This window comes from Croceimicrobium sp., assembly GCF_965228705.1.
In the GTDB taxonomy this organism is placed as follows: domain Bacteria; phylum Bacteroidota; class Bacteroidia; order Flavobacteriales; family Schleiferiaceae; genus Croceimicrobium.
This window is the reverse complement of sequence record NZ_OZ245832.1, coordinates 1,950,001-1,967,244: the sequence shown is the minus strand read 5'-3', so window position 1 is coordinate 1,967,244 and position 17,244 is coordinate 1,950,001. Positions and strand designations below refer to the sequence as shown.

The 17,244-nt window shown below is 44.8% G+C and carries 13 protein-coding genes; 8 read left to right on the top strand and 5 right to left on the bottom strand.

Annotated features, from left to right (window positions below):
• Positions 1-6: 6 nt before the first annotated feature.
• A complete protein-coding gene (locus tag ACO05P_RS08950; RefSeq protein WP_421750250.1) occupies positions 7-1,233 on the bottom strand; it encodes a Glu/Leu/Phe/Val dehydrogenase dimerization domain-containing protein in 1,227 nt (408 codons plus the stop codon).
• Between the two features lie 68 nt (positions 1,234-1,301).
• Positions 1,302-2,354 carry an anhydro-N-acetylmuramic acid kinase gene (locus tag ACO05P_RS08945; RefSeq protein ID WP_421750248.1) on the bottom strand — a complete coding sequence of 351 codons (1,053 nt, stop codon included), beginning with the start codon at positions 2,352-2,354 and terminating at the stop codon, positions 1,302-1,304.
• Positions 2,355-2,439: 85 nt separating this feature from the next.
• On the opposite strand from ACO05P_RS08945, the gene ACO05P_RS08940 reads away from it, so the two are divergent.
• Both ACO05P_RS08940 and ACO05P_RS08935 read left to right on the top strand, forming a co-directional pair.
• Positions 2,440-3,582 (top strand): acyl-CoA dehydrogenase, encoded by a 1,143-nt coding sequence (locus tag ACO05P_RS08940; protein WP_421750247.1) that lies wholly within the window; start codon positions 2,440-2,442, stop codon positions 3,580-3,582.
• A gap of 285 nt (positions 3,583-3,867) precedes the next feature.
• Entirely contained in the window at positions 3,868-4,398 is a 531-nt protein-coding gene (locus ACO05P_RS08935) for a hypothetical protein (RefSeq protein WP_421750245.1), read from the top strand.
• Between the two features lie 26 nt (positions 4,399-4,424).
• On the opposite strand, the gene ACO05P_RS08930 is transcribed toward ACO05P_RS08935, so the two are convergent.
• Genes ACO05P_RS08930 through ACO05P_RS08920 form a run of 3 tightly spaced genes read right to left on the bottom strand, consistent with a single transcriptional unit; the run spans position 4,425 to position 8,339 of the window.
• Positions 4,425-5,705: a UDP-N-acetylmuramoyl-tripeptide--D-alanyl-D-alanine ligase gene (locus ACO05P_RS08930; protein WP_421750244.1), complete on the bottom strand. Its 1,281-nt coding sequence runs from the start codon at positions 5,703-5,705 to the stop codon at positions 4,425-4,427.
• Positions 5,706-5,738: 33 nt separating this feature from the next.
• A complete protein-coding gene (locus tag ACO05P_RS08925; RefSeq protein ID WP_421750243.1) occupies positions 5,739-7,325 on the bottom strand; it encodes an SUMF1/EgtB/PvdO family nonheme iron enzyme in 1,587 nt (528 codons plus the stop codon).
• Positions 7,326-7,355: 30 nt separating this feature from the next.
• The gene (locus ACO05P_RS08920) at positions 7,356-8,339 is read right to left on the bottom strand and encodes a type IX secretion system membrane protein PorP/SprF (RefSeq protein ID WP_421750242.1); all 984 of its coding nucleotides are present in this window, start codon (positions 8,337-8,339) and stop codon (positions 7,356-7,358) included.
• Positions 8,340-8,547: 208 nt separating this feature from the next.
• Between ACO05P_RS08920 and porU the strand changes: the two genes are divergently transcribed.
• From porU to ACO05P_RS08890, 6 genes are all read left to right on the top strand, one after another.
• The gene (gene porU / locus ACO05P_RS08915) at positions 8,548-12,393 is read left to right on the top strand and encodes a type IX secretion system sortase PorU (protein ID WP_421750240.1); all 3,846 of its coding nucleotides are present in this window, start codon (positions 8,548-8,550) and stop codon (positions 12,391-12,393) included.
• Positions 12,394-12,442: 49 nt separating this feature from the next.
• Entirely contained in the window at positions 12,443-13,627 is a 1,185-nt protein-coding gene (gene porV, locus ACO05P_RS08910) for a type IX secretion system outer membrane channel protein PorV (RefSeq protein ID WP_421750239.1), read from the top strand.
• Positions 13,628-13,631: 4 nt separating this feature from the next.
• Entirely contained in the window at positions 13,632-14,120 is a 489-nt protein-coding gene (locus ACO05P_RS08905) for a cytidine deaminase (RefSeq protein WP_421750238.1), read from the top strand.
• 51 nt (positions 14,121-14,171) lie between these two features.
• Positions 14,172-15,170, top strand: coding sequence for a pyruvate dehydrogenase (acetyl-transferring) E1 component subunit alpha (gene pdhA / locus ACO05P_RS08900; RefSeq protein WP_421750237.1), 999 nt, complete (start codon positions 14,172-14,174; stop codon positions 15,168-15,170).
• Between the two features lie 11 nt (positions 15,171-15,181).
• Complete coding sequence (locus tag ACO05P_RS08895; protein ID WP_421750236.1) at positions 15,182-16,426, top strand: pyruvate dehydrogenase complex dihydrolipoamide acetyltransferase; 1,245 nt, start codon at positions 15,182-15,184, stop codon at positions 16,424-16,426.
• A gap of 64 nt (positions 16,427-16,490) precedes the next feature.
• Positions 16,491-17,165 (top strand): SDR family NAD(P)-dependent oxidoreductase, encoded by a 675-nt coding sequence (locus tag ACO05P_RS08890; protein ID WP_421750235.1) that lies wholly within the window; start codon positions 16,491-16,493, stop codon positions 17,163-17,165.
• Positions 17,166-17,244 lie beyond the last annotated feature (79 nt).

The following is a 17,244-nucleotide window of genomic DNA, read 5'->3' as shown; positions in this document are numbered from 1 at the left end:
GGTTTATCAAATTAGTTGTTTCAGAGCGATTTCGTAAGCAGTTTTGGTGAGTTCCAATTTATCCGCCTTCAATTTGTGGGTTTCAACCAGGGCTTCGCGGATAATGCTTGAGGTGTCCGTAAAGATCGCTTCATCAGTTAGGGTGGCCGCATCTTGCATCAGGTAACCAAATACCCGGGCCATACCGCAGTTCGAGATAAAGTCGGGAATGCAGTTTACCTTTTGATCGGCATACTCGGCAATCGGACCGTAGAAAATTTCGGTATCGGCAAAGGGCACATTGGCTCCGGAAGAGATTACTTCCAAACCATTGGCGATCATTTGATCTAAATTGTCTTTGCTAATCAAGCGAGAAGCAGCAGCCGGAATAAAGATCTCGGCGCCAGTGCTCCAAATCTTTTCATTGGCTTCCTCAAAGCTCAGCATTTCATCGGCAACCAAATAATTGCCTTTACGCGCATTGTAGAGTTCTTTGATGCGATCGTAGCTTAAGCCTGCGGGCTCAATAATGCCACCTACGCGATCAATAATACCTACAATTTTAGCACCCTCTTGAGCCAGGTAAAAAGCTGCGGCGGAAGCCACATTTCCCCAACCTTGAATAATTACGCGCTTTCCGGCTAAGTCGCCACCGTAGATTTCGTAGAAATGACGCACACTCTCGGCGGTACCATAACCCGTAATTAAATCGGCAACGGTGTACTGACCAGCCTCACCAGGAGTATAGTCGGCTTTATGTACGGGCAAGAGCACGCCTTTTTGCAGCTGCTCAATCTTTTGTTGTTTCTGCTCGCTATTCGGAGCAAAGTGACCCATCAAAACGCCCTCTTGTGGGTGTTCGATACCCATATTGGAAGTAATGGGAATAACCTCGTGAATCTCGTCTACATTCAGGTCACCACCGGTGCCATAATAGTTCTTCAATAAAGGTTTAACCGCGGCATACCAACGTTTTAAAACGCCTTCTTTGCGCGGGTCGTTTGGATTAAAATTAATTCCGCTCTTAGCACCACCAATTGGAGGACCGGCAACGGTGAATTTGATTTCCATGGTTTTGGCAAGGCTCAGCACTTCGTGCTCATTGAGGCCTTCGCGCATCCGGGTGCCACCACCGGCAGCTCCACCACGTAAGGAATTGATAACTACCCATCCTTCGGCAGTTGTTTCACTATCATGCCAATGGAAAACGATTTCCGCCGGCTTGTTTTCGTATATCTTTAATAGGTCTTTCATGGACGCTTTTTTGAGCGCCAACAAAAGTATAAAAAGAGCCTGCCCCAATCTTAAATAAAGGTGATGAATTACGGATCAAAACGTATCCCGCTGCAATGATCTCTGCGGGCACCCGTAACCGAGGCCAGAACATTGTTTTTTCCCTGCACCTGTAAATAGGCGAGGTAGGCGAAAATCAGCGCTTCTTTAAATTCCAATAAAGTGGTTTCCGCGATCACTAAATCGAAGCTACCCCAAATGCCAATGGAATCGATAAGTGTTTGATTATAGGCGCCCCCCCCACTAATAAGCACCTGCCTCAGCTGATAGCGATTTAAGCTTTGCGCAATCTGATAGGCGCAATGTCTATTTAAGGTGGCGATGATTACTTCCGGGCTCAGGGCCGATTTCGCTAGGAGCGGAAATACCACTGCATCTAACCATTCGCGACCCAAACTTTTGGGTGCGTCTAATGCATAGTATTCTAGGGCATTGAGCTGGGCAAAAAGCGCATCATCATGGGCGTAATTGGCGGCGATATGGCCGGATGCGTCATAAGCCAAACCCAATTGCTGGCAATAATGGTTCATGCCGAGATTGCAAGGCGCAATATCCCAGGCCCGTCTTTCGCCATTGATATCGGCCGATATATTGGCAAAGCCCCCCAAGTTTAGACAAGCCTGCTGATCAGCAAACAAATCCCGATCGCCAATTGGAACCAGTGGGGCACCCTGTCCTCCCAAAGCCACATCCTGCACCCTAAAATCGCAGATGAGCGGGAAGCCCGTTTCAATGGCCAATATCGGTCGATTGCCAATTTGATAGCTAATACCCTTATCCTGTTCATGAAACCAGGTATGCCCGTGGGAACCAATAAAGTCGATATCCTCCTGGCCCAGCGCATGCTCCCGGCAAAATCGCTGTACCTGACGGGCTAAATAGCGACTGTAGTCCTCATCCAATTGATGAAGGGCCCGTGCTTCTAAGTTTTTGAAGCTGAGGGCTTCCTGCCAATGCTTGGGGTAGGCATAGGTTTCGGCGGCCAGAATGCGATACCTACCGCTGGCCTCGCTGTCGAATTCTACCAGGCAGAGGTCGAGACCATCTAAAGAGGTTCCCGACATTAAACCTAAGACTCTCATTCTAGCTTTAGGATAAAGATTTTGCGCCATTTAACTTACCTTTGCACTCCAATTAACGGACCCTACAAGATTAAAAATAATAGCTATGAATTTTGAACTTACGGAGGAGCATTTAATGATCCAACAAGCAGCGCGCGATTTCGCTCAGAATGAATTACTTCCTGGCGTAATCGAACGTGATGACAAGCAACAATTCCCAGCCGAGCAGGTGAAGAAAATGGGAGAATTGGGCTTCTTGGGTATGATGGTAGATCCTAAGTACAATGGTGCTGGTCTTGATACCATCTCCTATGTTTTAGCCATGGAAGAGATTTCTAAGGTAGATGCTTCTACTTCCGTAATCATGTCGGTAAACAATAGCTTGGTTTGCTGGGGTCTGGAGAAATTTGGTACCGAAGAGCAAAAAGAAAAATACTTGAAGCGCTTAGCTACCGGTGAAATCATTGGTGCTTTCTGCCTGTCTGAGCCTGAAGCTGGATCAGATGCTACTTCTCAAAAAACCACCGCCATCGATATGGGCGATCACTACCTTTTAAACGGGAACAAAAACTGGATCACCAATGGTGGTTCGGCCAGCGTTTACCTGGTAATGGCTCAAACAGATGTGGAGAAAGGTCACCGCGGAATTAACTGCTTGATCGTTGAGCGCGAGATGGAAGGCTTTACCGTAGGTAAGAAAGAAGATAAAATGGGAATCCGTGGTTCTGATACCCATTCTTTAATGTTCCAAGATGTAAAGGTGCCTAAAGAAAACCGCATTGGTGAAGAAGGCTTCGGTTTCAAATTCGCCATGAAGGTTTTAAGCGGTGGCCGTATTGGTATCGCCTCTCAAGCTTTGGGTATTGCCAGTGGTGCTTATGAATTAGCCGTGAAATACGCTAAAGAACGTAAGACCTTCGGTAAAGAGATTGGTAAGCACCAGGGAGTTGGTTTCAAATTAGCCGATATGGCTACCGAGATCGATGCTGCTCGCTTAATGTGTTTACGTGCTGCCTGGTTGAAAGACAATGGTATGAACTTCGACAAGGAAAGTGCCATGGCTAAATTATATGCCTCAGACGTGGCCATGAAAACTACCGTAGAGGCGGTACAAGTACACGGTGGATACGGATTCGTAAAAGAATACCATGTTGAGCGTTTAATGCGCGACGCGAAGATTACTCAGATTTATGAGGGTACTTCCGAAATTCAAAAGATTGTAATCTCTCGTGCGGTATTGGCCGACTAAGTAGAGATTCTACATACACAAAAAGCCCTTTCAGATATGGAAGGGCTTTTTTTTATGGCCTTTTCAGAGGGCCTTTTTAATTTTAAACAATGCCTGCTTTTTCACGTTGGCATTAAAAGGGAAGAGGGATTTGCTTTCGATTAAGGATTTTTTTAGAGTGTTGGCATGTCTGTGAAAACAGCACTCTGATTAGTAAAGATCCGCATTGATCTATGTAAAAACAGATTTTGTTTTACAGTATTGCGCTGGGGAGCGCTGCAATTCTGAGCAAATTAAACAGGGGCTATGTCTTATCTCACTACTTGGCTAATTTCACTAGGCTTGGGCTTTACATCGGTACATACAGATGTAGGGAAATACCCGGCCAGTCTGCCATTGTTTACTATGGATTCGAATGTGAAAGCCTTATTCGGTAAGCAGTACTTTTCCTTGGATTTTAAGCATTATTCGGGTGCTATAGCTCGGGCAGACTGGGCTATCCCCGTTTTTCATAGTGAAAGTTTGAGTCTTAAATACTCGATACTAAGTGCCCAAACCGGAGGTCGCTTTTTACGATCTCGAAAATATGGGGACCTATTTGCAGGAATCGGACTTTCGTATAATCAACAGCTGGGTTTAGGTCTAAATGGAGCCTTAAGTATCGCTTATCCTTCGAGCCTAAAGCGACCCAATATTCAATACTTCCTAAAAGTGGACTTTAATTATTGGGGCTCCGATCTTATGGATGGTGTTGTAAATGAACAGGATGTGGTTGGGGATTATGAGAGCTCCTTGTTGCTGGGAGTTCAAATTCCAATCCGGCAGCGGAACTCTTAATTAGTCCCAATCCTCTATTGGCTGCGCTACAAAAGCTCAGCTGCTTTTTCCAAGGTCATGCCTCGACTTCCCTTTACTAAGATTAATTTGCCTTTCGGCAGATGCGTCTCCAGCCAGGGTAGGAGGGCAGCAGTTTGTTCGAACTTTAAAGCATTTCCTTGCGTCGCTGCAAAAGCCTTTCCTACTAAGATGGTGTTTTCATAGCCTTGGCTGAGGGCCAAATCCGCTATTTTCTGATGTTCTGCTGCTTCATATTCTCCCAATTCGAACATATCTCCGAGAATCACCCATTTCGAGTCCTGAGGACGTTCAGTGAGCTCCGCGAAGTTTTTCAAGGCCGCTTCCATACTACTGGGATTGGCATTGTAATAATCCTTTACCAAGAGGTTGTGCTGTCCTTCACCTAGTTGAGAGCGATTGTTCTGAGGTTGGTAGGATTCGATGCCCGCTTGGATCGCATCCGCCGAAAGGCCAAAATGCGCCCCCAAACTGATTGCAATGGCAATATTGCTAAAATTATAGGCTCCGGTTAAGTGCGATTGGATCTCCCGATCCTGATAGTGCACCTTTACAAAGCTCCCCGAATTTTCGATAGGGTAGACTGGGAAGTCAGCATTTTCGGAAGCGCCGTAAGTGCAACGTTCCATACCCGTGCTCCGCTCCATTTGAATAAGATCGGTAATGGAAACCCAAGCCATTTTATTACGCTCACGGAGATTGTCGAAGAGTTCGCTTTTGCCTTTAATCACCCCTTCTGGTCCGCCGAAACCTTCTAAATGAGCTTTGCCATAATTGGTAATGAATCCAATATCGGGTAATGAAAGACTGGATAGAAATTCTATTTCCTTTTGGGCATTGGCTCCCATTTCTACCACCGCTATTTCATGCTCCTCAGTGATGCTAAGCAGGGTTAAGGGAACGCCAATATGGTTGTTAAGGTTGCCCACGGTAGCTGCCACCTTGAACTTCTGTTTTAGGACGGAAACCGTTAATTCCTTACTAGTGGTTTTGCCATTACTTCCAGTCAAGCCAATAACGGGAATCTTTAATTGTCGGCGATGGAAAAGAGCGAGCTCCTGCAGGGTTTTTAAACCATCTTCTACCAGAATGCGATTGGGGCCTTCGTATTGGGATTCATCTACCAGAGCTGCGCAGGCACCTTCATTGAGGGCCTTTTCAGCGAAAGCGTTGCCATTGAAATTCTCGCCTTTTAATGCGATATAGAGTTGTCCTTTCTGCAGCTTTCTAGTGTCGGTACAAATACCGGTGCTGCTAAGGAAGAGATCGTAAAGATTGCTGATGTCCATAAAAAAACCCCGTCGTTAAACGGGGCTAATTTCTTAATTATAATTGTAACGCTTGAACTTGTCGCGCTTAGGTTTCTTGTGTCGTTTTTCACGATCCGAATCGAGGTTCTGGAATCCTACACGGTCCATCGCACAGCGGAATCCGATAAAATCAGTAGACTGATCCTCTTCCAGGAAGCGACGAGTACCGGGGCTTAACCAGTATGCATTGTCTTTCCAGCTACCGCCTTTGTATACACGCGTGGTGTTGCCTACCAGAGTAGTAGTGGCATAGTCGTACATTAATGGCTCACCTTCTTCGGTCTCAGCATCGTAGTAGATAGAAGATTGCTTGTCACCGTCAACATGATCGCGGTAGTCAGACTTCTTGTAGTTACGACGATTTAAGTTTTCTTCTTCAGTAACAGCACGGCGTGGTAATTCACCAGGAAGGGCTACGATATTGGAGTCTGTATCCATTTGAGGCTCTTGCAGTACTTCCAGCGCTCCTAATCCTTGGTAATCCTTATCCCAAGTTTTAAACTCATTACCACGGTAAGGGTTTAAGCCACGAACGTCTTCTAAAGTGAGGGGACGGTAAACATCCATTACCCACTCGGCAACGTTGCCAGCCATATCGTATAAACCGTAATCGTTAGGAGGGTAGAACTTCACCTGCATAGTAGTGGCAGCCTGGTCGTTTAACCAACCACCGGTTCCCATATAGTCACCGCGGCCACGCTTAAAGTTGGCTAACATATCACCACGCTGATCAGCTTCAGGATTACGAGAAGCAGAACCATTCCAGGTAAATTTGTTCGCATCAGTAACGCGGTTGTATACACGACTTCCTACGTTACCATAAGCGGCGTATTCCCATTCGGCCTCGGTTGGGAGACGGTATTTAGGTAATAAGATACCATCCTCAATACGCACAGGACGACCTTCGTCACCAAATGGGCTATTAGGATTGTGATCTTCTAAACCAGCTTTATTTTGTTGGGTATACTCACCACTCTTGTAAAGGTATACTTCGGTATTAAAGTGGTCAGCATCACTTTGATCTGGGAATTCATTAAAGATTCCTTGTTCGATCAGAATATTCTCATTCACACGATCCGTACGCCAGGAGCAGTACTTCATCGCTTGAATCCAGCTTACACCTACTACCGGATAGAAATTGTAGGCAGGGTGACGGAAGTAGTTCTCTACATACATTTCGTTGTAAGAGAGCTCGTCGCGCCATACCAAGGTATCCGGTAAAGCAGTGGTTAAAATTTCGGGATAGTAGTCAATATCAAATACGCGACGAATCCAGTAAAGGTATTCGCGGTAGTCGGTATTGGTAATTTCGTTTTCGTCAATGTAGAAAGACTGTACCGAAACCTGACGGGGAATATTATCCCAATCTTGATACACATCTTGCTCTACACGCCCCATGGTAAAGGTGCCGCCTTCAACAAAGACTAAACCGGGACCGGTTTCTTGGCCTTCGTAATCGGTATTTACAGAGAATCCGCCATTATCGGAATCATTGTAGGACCATCCGGTGGTGTTGGACGAATCGCCACCACAAGAACTGAGCATAAATGCTGCTGCCAAGGCTGGACTCAATGATTTTAGAAAATTCAATCGGTTCATATCAACAATTGATTCTTAAGGTCTTTATAACTAAAACTTAGGGCAACTTATTGCTTTGGTCTTTTTGCGAGGGGTACGACAAGGGAACTGATAACTCAAAGTCAGTTCATGTGCTCCTCCCAAATTATTAGCAATACTGGAGATGGTGTAATCGTAGCTGTAACCGAAGCCCCAGTTTCCTTCAAGAGGTGTATAACCTACCAAAATTACTAGTGCATCTGGGTTGGTGGTGCTGCTACGGAATCCTAAGCCTCCTTTAAAATCGCCGCGCGAAAATGCGAGACTGGTTGTAATCTGATCATAAGGTCCTTGAACCTGATAAACAATGTTTGGAATCAAGTAATTCTGTAAGTCGGTAACCAAACGTCTGCGACCTAAAGGAATGGTAAAGCCCATGTGGGCAGTGAATTTCATGGGTAAGCGATCTTGTACAAAGAAGCTTACGTCGGGTTGAGTAAGGTGAGAGGCCACTAAGCCAATGTAGAATTTTTCGGTATAGCCAATTAATCCGGCGGTAAGGTCAAAAGCACTTACGGTATTACTTCCGGGATTAGGCTCTGAGGTTTCACGAACGAATCCGAAATAAGGATCGATTTCATCCGGGAAAGTAAAGCTGTTCCAATCAATGGCAATCTGGCGATAGGTTCCCTGAAAACCGGCCAGGATGCTAAACTTACGGGATGCCTTTAAGTGGTAGCTGTATACCAAGCTGGCATCGGTAGTAGAGAAGGCACCGTCTCCGGCTTCATCGCGCATAAGTAGGATTCCAACCCCTCCGTTTAAGGGCTCAACATACTGGTCGTAGCTGGCGCTATAGGTTTGGTAAACATTCAACACCGGATATTGATTCCGGTAGTTTAAGTTAAGGCGCGGGCATTTGGCAACCCCTGCGAATGCCGGGTTCAAATACATGGGGTTTGCGTAAAATTGGCTAAAGTGAGCATCCTGTGCTTGAAGCACTTGGGTGCTGCCTAATGCCAATATTGCAAAAAAGGTTAGTAGTCTTTTGTTCATCCTCTCTAAAGAGTTTGGGGCTACAATGATACAAATTATTGACCACAGTTCAGGGCTGTGGAGATTCCAAGAAGGCAAATAAAATGATTTTTTACACATTCTGTCTTTAAGAACTCGAATTTCGTACGTCTATTATGTGAAGTTCTGTGGAATACTAAGTCTATCTTCGCAACGTTTTGAAGCCAACACGGATTAATTTTTTGATTTCATGAAGAGCATTTTAGTTCTCTTTACCCTCTTGTTTACTAGTACCTGGACTTTGGCCCAAAGTCCAAGCGGCATCGTGCAACTCCAGTGGCTGGAGCCTACTCCGGTTGGCCCTGAAGGGGAAACCTTTTTACCTTCCTTAAAGGCAGCCGATATGCATCCGCAACATTATGGATTGCCCCAATATTGCGCTGCATTGCCGGCAGAATTTCGCGCTTCAGACTCTATTGTTTTAAAAGTACTTAGCGCTGAGCCTGTTCCTTCTCGCGAAAAGTGGGTGCTTCAAAAGATTGATTTACCCACCAAAGAAGAGCTGCAATATCAAAACTATGCAGGGTATTCGCGCAAGGGATCGCGCATCTCTTATTGTTTGATTCCCTACTATAAAGAAGCTAATCAGCTTTACCGCATTACTCAGTTGGAATGGCAGGTTTTAAAGGGCCAGCGCCAGGCAGAAGTGCCAATGATTCGCAGTGCAAAAACACAGGTGAGTAGTCAGTTATCCAGCGGTAAATGGCATAAGTTGCGCATCAGCGAAAGCGGGATATATAAATTAACGCCTGACTTCTTTAATGATCATGCTATTGGTAAAGAGGATGTAATTATTTCATCTATTCGCCTGCTCGCCAATGACCAGGCTATGTTGCCCGAAAGCTTTAATGGCACACGCGGTATTGATTTACAAGAACGGTCCTTTAAAGCGGTAGATGCCAATAATGATGGTGTTTTCAATAACAATGACTACATCTTGTTTTATGCTTATGGTCCACATGATTGGACTTATAATAGCAGCGGCGATCGCTATGATTACCGCCATAATATATACCGCGACCATAATTTTGTTTTTGTGAGCGTAGATGCTGGCAATGCCAAGAGTATGGAAACCATGAACTTGCCAGCCAATCCACAGCAGGTGATTAGCAGTTTTGACGATTTTGATGCGGTAGAAGAGGATCTTGTGAATTTAGTAGGTACCGGTAGAGCCTGGTATGGTGATATCTTTGAATTTACCCTCAGTTATAATTACAATTTTTCCTTTCCCAATTTGGTGCTGGCTGATCCAGTGAAAATTCGGGTAGATGCCGTAGGTCGAGTTTCTACTACAGGTACTTCACTTAATACCCGCTATGCAAATCAGACGGTAATGAGCAATGGGATTAGTGCTTATGAAACCACTGGCGATTATCCGGCTTTTGTACAAAGAGCAGATCAAAGGGGCACTTTTATGGCTCAGGCCTCCAATCTTACGCTTAATCTGACTTATGATAATTCGGCCAATCCAACCGGAGTAGCTTGGTTAGATAAGATAGAATTGAACGTTCGCCGTGACCTTAATTTTAATGGAGCGGGCAATATGATTCAATTTCGAGACAGTCGCAGTGTAGCTGCCGGAGCCGTGGGAACCTTTCGAATTGTAAATGCTCCCAATGATATTGTGGTTTGGCAGATTAATCGACTTGGCGAGCATCAATTTGTACCCGGGGCATTTAATGGCAGTGGGATTTATGAATTTAATGCTGATCTGAGCGAACTCAAGGAATACGTAGCTTTTACAGGCTCTAATTTTGATACTCCGGCCTATATTGGCTTAATTGAGAATCAGGATTTGCATGCAATGACGGTTCCGGAAATGGTCATTATCAGTCATCCTAATTTTCTCGAATCAGCCCAAGAGCTAGCCGATTTCCACAATGCTTCGGATAATGTGGCAACCACAGTGGTTAGTACCGAACAGATTTATAATGAATACGGATCCGGAGGACAAGATCTTACCGCCGTACGCGATTTCATTAAAGATCTTTATGATCGTTCTCAAAATGATCAGTTTAAATATGTTTTACTTTTTGGCGATGCTTCCTATGATTATAAGGATCGGATTACCGGCAACAACAATTTCGTGCCCACCTGGGAATCGAGCTACAGCTATTCATTAGGCTTGTCCAGCATTACGGATGATTTCTTTGCTTATATGGATCCGGGTGAGGCGACCAATTTTCAGGGGGCTATCATGGATTTGGGGATTGGGCGTATTACCGTAAGTACCGCTACCGAAGCGCGCAGCTATGTTAACAAAGTGAAAAATTATGTTGAGGGCAGAGGTCGCTTTGGCGAATGGAGAAGCCGCGTTTTATTGATGAGTGATGATGTGGATTTAGGTTGGGAGCGCACTTATTTTGTTCCTCGATCCGAAAACCTCTACAATCTTACCAAGCGTGCATCCAATGCCTTTAATGTGCAGAAGATTTACCAGGATGCCTATCAACAGCAAACCAGCACGGGAAGTCAGTCCTATCCCGAGGCTCAGCGCGATATGTTCCGGGCCGTACAAAGAGGTTGCTTATTGGTAAACTATATCGGTCATGGTGGTGAAATCGGTTTGGCCTCCGAAAAACTTTTACAACTCTCAGATGTAAATGGCTGGACCAATTACGATGCCTTACCACTCTTTATTACCATCACTTGTGAGTTTACACGCTACGATGATCCCAAGCGGGTTTCAGCGGGTGAGCAATTATTATTAAATCCGCGAGGGGGCGCCGTCGCCTTACTTTCTACCACTCGAGTGGTAGGGGTGCAAGGAGCCGTGGATTTGAATGAAGCTATTTTTGATACCATATTAGCGCGACCTAATGGCGTACCTCAAACCTTAGGGCAAATTATTCGGGCCGCTAAAAATGACGATTTCGTACGCAGTCGGAATACTAAAACCAAGTTTTCATTGGTCGGTGATCCGGCCTTACGTCTGGCAATTCCTGAGTATGGAGTAGAACTTACCGATTTTAATACGGTAGATATTGCCTTGGCCCAGGATACAATTAAGGCCCTTTCTTTAGTAGAACTGGATGGGCAGGTGGTAGACTTAAATGGTCAGCTGATGAACGACTTCAATGGTATTTTGAACATCAGCGTATTTGATAAGGAAACCCAACGTCAAACTCTGGTTAATGATGGGGTAGGTAGTCCGGTGAATTTCCAGGAGCGCAACAGTTTAATTTACCGAGGTAAGGTAGAAGTGAGTGAGGGACTATGGTCTGTTCAGTTCCGGGCTCCCTTGGGGATTAATTATCAATTTGGTTTCGGTAAGGTGAGCATGTATGCTTATGATGCTGTAAATGATCGCGATGCTGCCGGTGCTTATGATTCTATTTTGGTTGGAGGCTTTAATGAAAATGCTCCAGCCGATGAGGAGGGACCGGAGATACAACTCTTTATGAATGATGCCAGTTTTGTTCGTGGTGGTATAACTGGATCGGATCCTTATATCTATGCTGAACTGCGCGACTCTAGCGGTATTAATACAGTGGGCAATGGAATTGGGCAGGATTTACGAGCGGTCTTAAATAAAGCCAGCGATCAACCTTATATTCTGAATGAATATTATGAGGCCGATCTTAATTCGTATAAGTCCGGATCCTTGCGCTACCAGCTTTTTGATTTAGAGCCGGGTTCCTATCAATTGGATTTAAGGGCCTTTGATATTTACAATAATCCCTCAGAAGCGACGACCGAATTTGTAGTAGCCGAATCTGCAGATTTAGCTCTGGAAAGAGTGTTGAATTATCCCAATCCCTTTACCACCTATACTGAGTTTCAGTTTGAGCACAATCGCGCTAACCAGCCTCTGGAGGTACAAGTGCAAATTTTTACCGTTTCCGGTAAATTGGTGAAGACCATTAATCAGGAAGTATTGAGCGCTGGAAATCGTGTTACGGGTATCAGTTGGAATGGCTTAGATGATTATGGCGATAAAATCGGAAAGGGGGTATACGTTTATCGCATTAAAGTTCGTTCCCTTAGCGATAATAGTTCTGCGGATGTATACGAAAAATTGGTAGTGTTACGTTAACCCCGCGTTTGTATAGAAAACTTATTTTTGCCCCTTCTAAAAAGAAAAGATGAAGCAATTTTTTGCTCTTAGCCTATTTATTTTCAGCGCTTTTGGCTTACATGCCCAATTTGGAAATCTAAAAGGAGATGGTGATTATTTCGCCGAACTCCGCACCATATCCGTTGCTGTTCCCATTATTGCTGTTTCACCGGATGCCCGCGCAGGGGGGATGGGAGATGTGGGAGCCGCTACTGCTCCTGATGCAAATTCAGTGTATTGGAATACCGGTAAACTAGCTTTTTTAGAGGATGGTACAAATTCTCTTTCTTTAAGCTATACTCCTTGGTTAAACCGTTTGGTGAATGATATTAATTTGGCTCATGTGTCTTATGCAACCAAGTTTGACGACAAGCAGGGTTTGGCAATTGCCATGCGTTATTTTTCTCTAGGGGAAATTAATTTCCGCGATCAGGACAATCAACCCCAGGGAACAGGTCAACCTTATGAGATGACCTTAAATGCGGGTTACGGTTTGAAGCTGAGTAATAACTTCAGTATGGGTGTGGGTCTGCGTTTTATCTACAGTGATTTAACCAATGGATTGCAAACGGCCGGTATCGAAACAACCCCGGGTTCTTCTTTAGCGGCGGATTTAGGATTCTACTATCAGTCTGATCGTAAATCAATGGGTAATGGCCAGTACCAAAGTTTTAGCGGGGGATTAAATATTTCCAATGTTGGCGGTAAGATCAGTTATGGTACTTCACAGTCGAGTGCCGATTTTATTCCGGCTAACCTGCGTTTAGGGGGTGGTTATCATTTGGATATTGATCGCTACAACCGTTTTTCGGTATATGTGGATTTGAATAAATTACTGGTACCAACCCCACCGGTTTATGGTGATGATGGAGAAACTATAATTGCGGGGGTAGACGATAATGTATCGGCATTTGCCGGAGTATTCCAATCCTTTAATGATGCGCCAGGTGGAACCAGTGAAGAATTGGAGGAAATCAACATTAATATCGGGGCCGAGTATTGGTACGATGATAAGTTTGCCTTTAGAGGGGGATACCAGTATGAGGATCCCAATAAAGGGGGGCGTCAGTATTACACCATCGGATTGGGTATACAATACAATGTATTTGGTCTGGATTTCGCCTATTTAATTCCAGCTTCAGCTGTAGTTCGTAGTCCACTCGAAAACACTTTGCGCTTTACCCTGTTATTCAATTTCGAACAAGCAGAGTAATTCATTGAAGAAAATCAAGAAATTAGAATTTCATTGCGAGCTTAAGGCTCAATCCTATTCAGAGTTAAATGCATCTGAATGGGAGCTGGTGCAACAAGCATTGGAAGCGCGCAATCGAAGTCATTCCCCTTACAGTAAGTTTCAAGTTGGAGCGGCCGTTCGTTTGGCGAATCAAACTATTATTCAGGGTGCTAATCAAGAAAATGCGGCCTATCCTAGTGGACTTTGTGCCGAAAGGGTAGCATTATTTGCCGCAGGGGTACAATTTCCGAATATGACCTTTGAAGCACTGGCAGTTTGTGTACCTGATACGTCAACTAATCTGCCATTTCCTTGCGGTGGATGCCTCCAAGTAATGGCAGAGTATGAATATAAACAGCAGAGCGGCCTTGAACTCTTTCTGATTTATCCGGCTGAAGAGCTGGTTTTCAGGGCAGAAAGTACTCGACATCTAATGCCTTTCAGCTTTAACGAAAGTCATCTTCCTGAATAGTGTCCTTGCAGGCTTTTTGTATAAATTTGCCGTTCTCAATCAAATAGAACAATGCCTAAAAAGAAGATCACCAAGAAGGTATATCTACAATGGTATGAAGATATGCTGTTCTGGCGCAAGTTTGAAGATAAGGCAGCTGCCCTCTACATTCAGCAGAAGATTCGTGGATTCCTCCACCTGTACAATGGTCAGGAAGCCGTGCTTGCCGGTTCGGTATTCGCCATGGATGAAAATGATCGTATGATCACGGCTTACCGTAACCACGTTCAGCCAATCGCACTGGGAGTAGATCCCCGGAAAATTATGGCCGAGCTATGCGGTAAAACCGGAGGTACCTCTCAAGGAAATGGAGGGTCCATGCACATGTTCTCCAAGGAGCATAATTTCTTTGGTGGTCACGGTATTGTAGGAGGTCAAATTCCTTTGGGAGCTGGTTTGGCTTTTGCCGATAAGTATTTAGAGACTGGAGCGGTTACCCTTTGTTATATGGGTGATGGCGCAGTACGTCAGGGTAGTTTCCATGAAACGATGAACCTGGCTATGCTGTGGAATCTTCCGGTAGTATTTGTGGTAGAGAATAATGGTTATGCCATGGGTACCTCGGTAGAGCGTACGGCCAACCATACTGATATTTATAAATTGGGATTGGGCTATGATATGCCTTGCGAACCGGTAGACGGAATGGATCCGGTAACGGTTTATCAAGCAATGCAAACTGCAGTTGATAGAGCTCGTAGTGGCAAAGGTCCTAGCTTCCTCGAAGTGCGTACTTACCGTTATAAAGGACACTCCATGTCGGATGCACAGCATTACCGTACCAAGGAAGAAGTTGCCGAGTACCAAAAACGCGATCCAATCGGAATCGTGCATAAAGTAATTCAAGATAAAAAGTACGCTACCGAAGCCGAACTTAAGGAGATTGAAGCTCGCGTTAAGGACTTGGTGAATGAATGTGTACAATTTGCGGATGAGTCTCCATTCCCGGATGCTTCCAATCTGTATAAGAATGTATACATCCAGGAAGACTATCCATTTATTAAAACCCATTAAGAGATTATAGCATGGCAGAAGTAGTAAACATGCCCCGCTTGAGCGATACCATGGAAGAAGGTACCGTGGCCAAGTGGCACAAGCAGATCGGAGATAAGGTAGAAGAAGGAGATCTTTTAGCGGAAATCGAAACTGATAAAGCCACCATGGAATTTGAGGCTTTTCAGGAAGGCGTATTATTACATATTGGTGTAGAGGAAGGAAACACTGCTCCGGTAGATTCTATCCTGGCCATATTAGGAGAAGAGGGTGAAGATATTTCAGCTTTATTAAATGGTGGCGGATCAGCCCCAGCTCCTAAAGAAGAAAAAGAAAGTGCCCCCGAAGAAGTGCCCTCTGCTTCTGCAGCAGAAGAAAAATCGGAAGCTCCTGCTGCCAATGGTGATCGCTTAAAGGCATCTCCACTAGCGAAGAAGCTGGCAGAAGATAAAGGCATTGATATAAATCAAGTAAAAGGCAGCGGCGAAGGCGGTCGTATCGTTAAGCGTGATATCGACAATTTCAAAGCTCCTTCATCGGTTCCAGCTGCGGCACCTCAGGTTAATATGGGTTCTGCTGGCGCTGCTCCTGCGGGAATGGCTTACGATGAATTACCCGTTTCCCAAATGCGTAAAACCATTGCGCGTCGTTTAAGTGAATCGAAATTCTCGGCTCCACATTTCTATCTCACCTTAGATATTGATATGGACCAGGCGATCGAAGCACGCAAGAGCATTAATGCAGTGGCGGAAACCAAGATCAGTTTTAATGATTTTGTGATCAAAGCAGCAGCAGTGGCCCTTAAACAACATCCGGTAATTAATTCTAGTTGGGATGGTGATGTGATTCGTCGCAATCACGACATTAATATTGGAATGGCAGTAGCTGTAGATGAGGGATTACTGGTGCCGGTAATTCGCCATGCCGACCAAAAAGGCTTAGCTACTATAAATAAGGAAGCGAAAGAATTTGCCGGGAAAGCCCGCGATAAGAAATTGCAGCCTCAGGAATGGGAAGGAAACACCTTTACCATTTCAAACCTGGGGATGTTCGGCATCGAGGAATTTACCGCAATTATTAATAGCCCGGATGCTTGTATTTTAGCCGTAGGCGGAATTAAGCAGGTGCCCGTGGTTAAAAACGGCGAGGTAGTTCCCGGTAATGTAATGAAGGTAACCTTAAGCTGTGATCACCGTGTGGTTGATGGCGCCTCAGGTGCTGCCTTCTTGCAAACCTTTAAAGGAATATTGGAGAGCCCATTAAATATGTTGCTCTAATCGAAATACACAAATGGAAATGCCCTGGTTTACGCCGGGGCATTTTTGTATATAGCTATATAAGATGAAAGTACTAATTACAGGAGCCAGCCGCGGAATAGGAAAGGAGTTGGCCAAGCAGTTTTCAAAGGCCGGTCATCAAGTACTGGCAGTAGCCCGATCAGCAGAGGCCTTAGAAGCTCTGGCTAAGGAAATAGATAATGTTGAAACTATTTGTACTGATATTAATGATTGGGATCAGGCGGCAGCCCATATTAAGGAAAAGACTGAGCATTTAGATTTATTAATACACAATGCGGCGGCCTTCGTAAATAAGCCCTTTCGGGAGATGTTGCCAGAGGATATGCAAACTTTATATCATACGAATGTTATGGCTCCCTATTTTCTCACTCAAGCACTATTGCCATTATTAAAGAGGGGAAGCCAGATTTTAGCCATTAGTAGTATAGGTGGTATTGGGGGAAGCATGAAGTTTCCGGGCTTATCAGTATATAGTAGTTCTAAGGGAGCTTTGAATATTTGGATCGAATGTTTGGCTACGGAATTAGCTGAAGAGGGCATAACGGTGAATGCATTGGCCTTAGGAAGTAGTGCTACGGAGATGTTTCGCCAGGCATTTCCGGATTTGGAGGCGGCTTCTGAGCCGGATGAGATGGCAAAGTTCATCTTTAATTTCGCCTTACAAGCACCAGGAATCCTGCATGGCAAGGTGATTCCGGTGAGTTCCACCAATCCCTAGGGGAATTTATCGTGCAGGCTTTCAGCTTCTTGTGAAATAATTCGCAAAAAGACTTTGGAAAGGCTTGCGTAGCGGGGAA

What these genes read in the sequence shown, in the direction of transcription:
- porV (WP_421750239.1), top strand. Translation starts at nt 12,443, where the DNA reads ATGAAGCAATTTTTTGCTCTTAGCCTATTTATTTTCAGCGCTTTTGGC.
- ACO05P_RS08925 (WP_421750243.1), bottom strand. Translation starts at nt 7,325, where the DNA reads ATGAACCGATTGAATTTTCTAAAATCATTGAGTCCAGCCTTGGCAGCA.
- ACO05P_RS08935 (WP_421750245.1), top strand. Translation starts at nt 3,868, where the DNA reads ATGTCTTATCTCACTACTTGGCTAATTTCACTAGGCTTGGGCTTTACA.
- ACO05P_RS08950 (WP_421750250.1), bottom strand. Translation starts at nt 1,233, where the DNA reads ATGAAAGACCTATTAAAGATATACGAAAACAAGCCGGCGGAAATCGTT.
- ACO05P_RS08920 (WP_421750242.1), bottom strand. Translation starts at nt 8,339, where the DNA reads ATGAACAAAAGACTACTAACCTTTTTTGCAATATTGGCATTAGGCAGC.
- ACO05P_RS08945 (WP_421750248.1), bottom strand. Translation starts at nt 2,354, where the DNA reads ATGAGAGTCTTAGGTTTAATGTCGGGAACCTCTTTAGATGGTCTCGAC.
- porU (WP_421750240.1), top strand. Translation starts at nt 8,548, where the DNA reads ATGAAGAGCATTTTAGTTCTCTTTACCCTCTTGTTTACTAGTACCTGG.
- ACO05P_RS08895 (WP_421750236.1), top strand. Translation starts at nt 15,182, where the DNA reads ATGGCAGAAGTAGTAAACATGCCCCGCTTGAGCGATACCATGGAAGAA.
- ACO05P_RS08890 (WP_421750235.1), top strand. Translation starts at nt 16,491, where the DNA reads ATGAAAGTACTAATTACAGGAGCCAGCCGCGGAATAGGAAAGGAGTTG.
- pdhA (WP_421750237.1), top strand. Translation starts at nt 14,172, where the DNA reads ATGCCTAAAAAGAAGATCACCAAGAAGGTATATCTACAATGGTATGAA.
- ACO05P_RS08930 (WP_421750244.1), bottom strand. Translation starts at nt 5,705, where the DNA reads ATGGACATCAGCAATCTTTACGATCTCTTCCTTAGCAGCACCGGTATT.
- ACO05P_RS08940 (WP_421750247.1), top strand. Translation starts at nt 2,440, where the DNA reads ATGAATTTTGAACTTACGGAGGAGCATTTAATGATCCAACAAGCAGCG.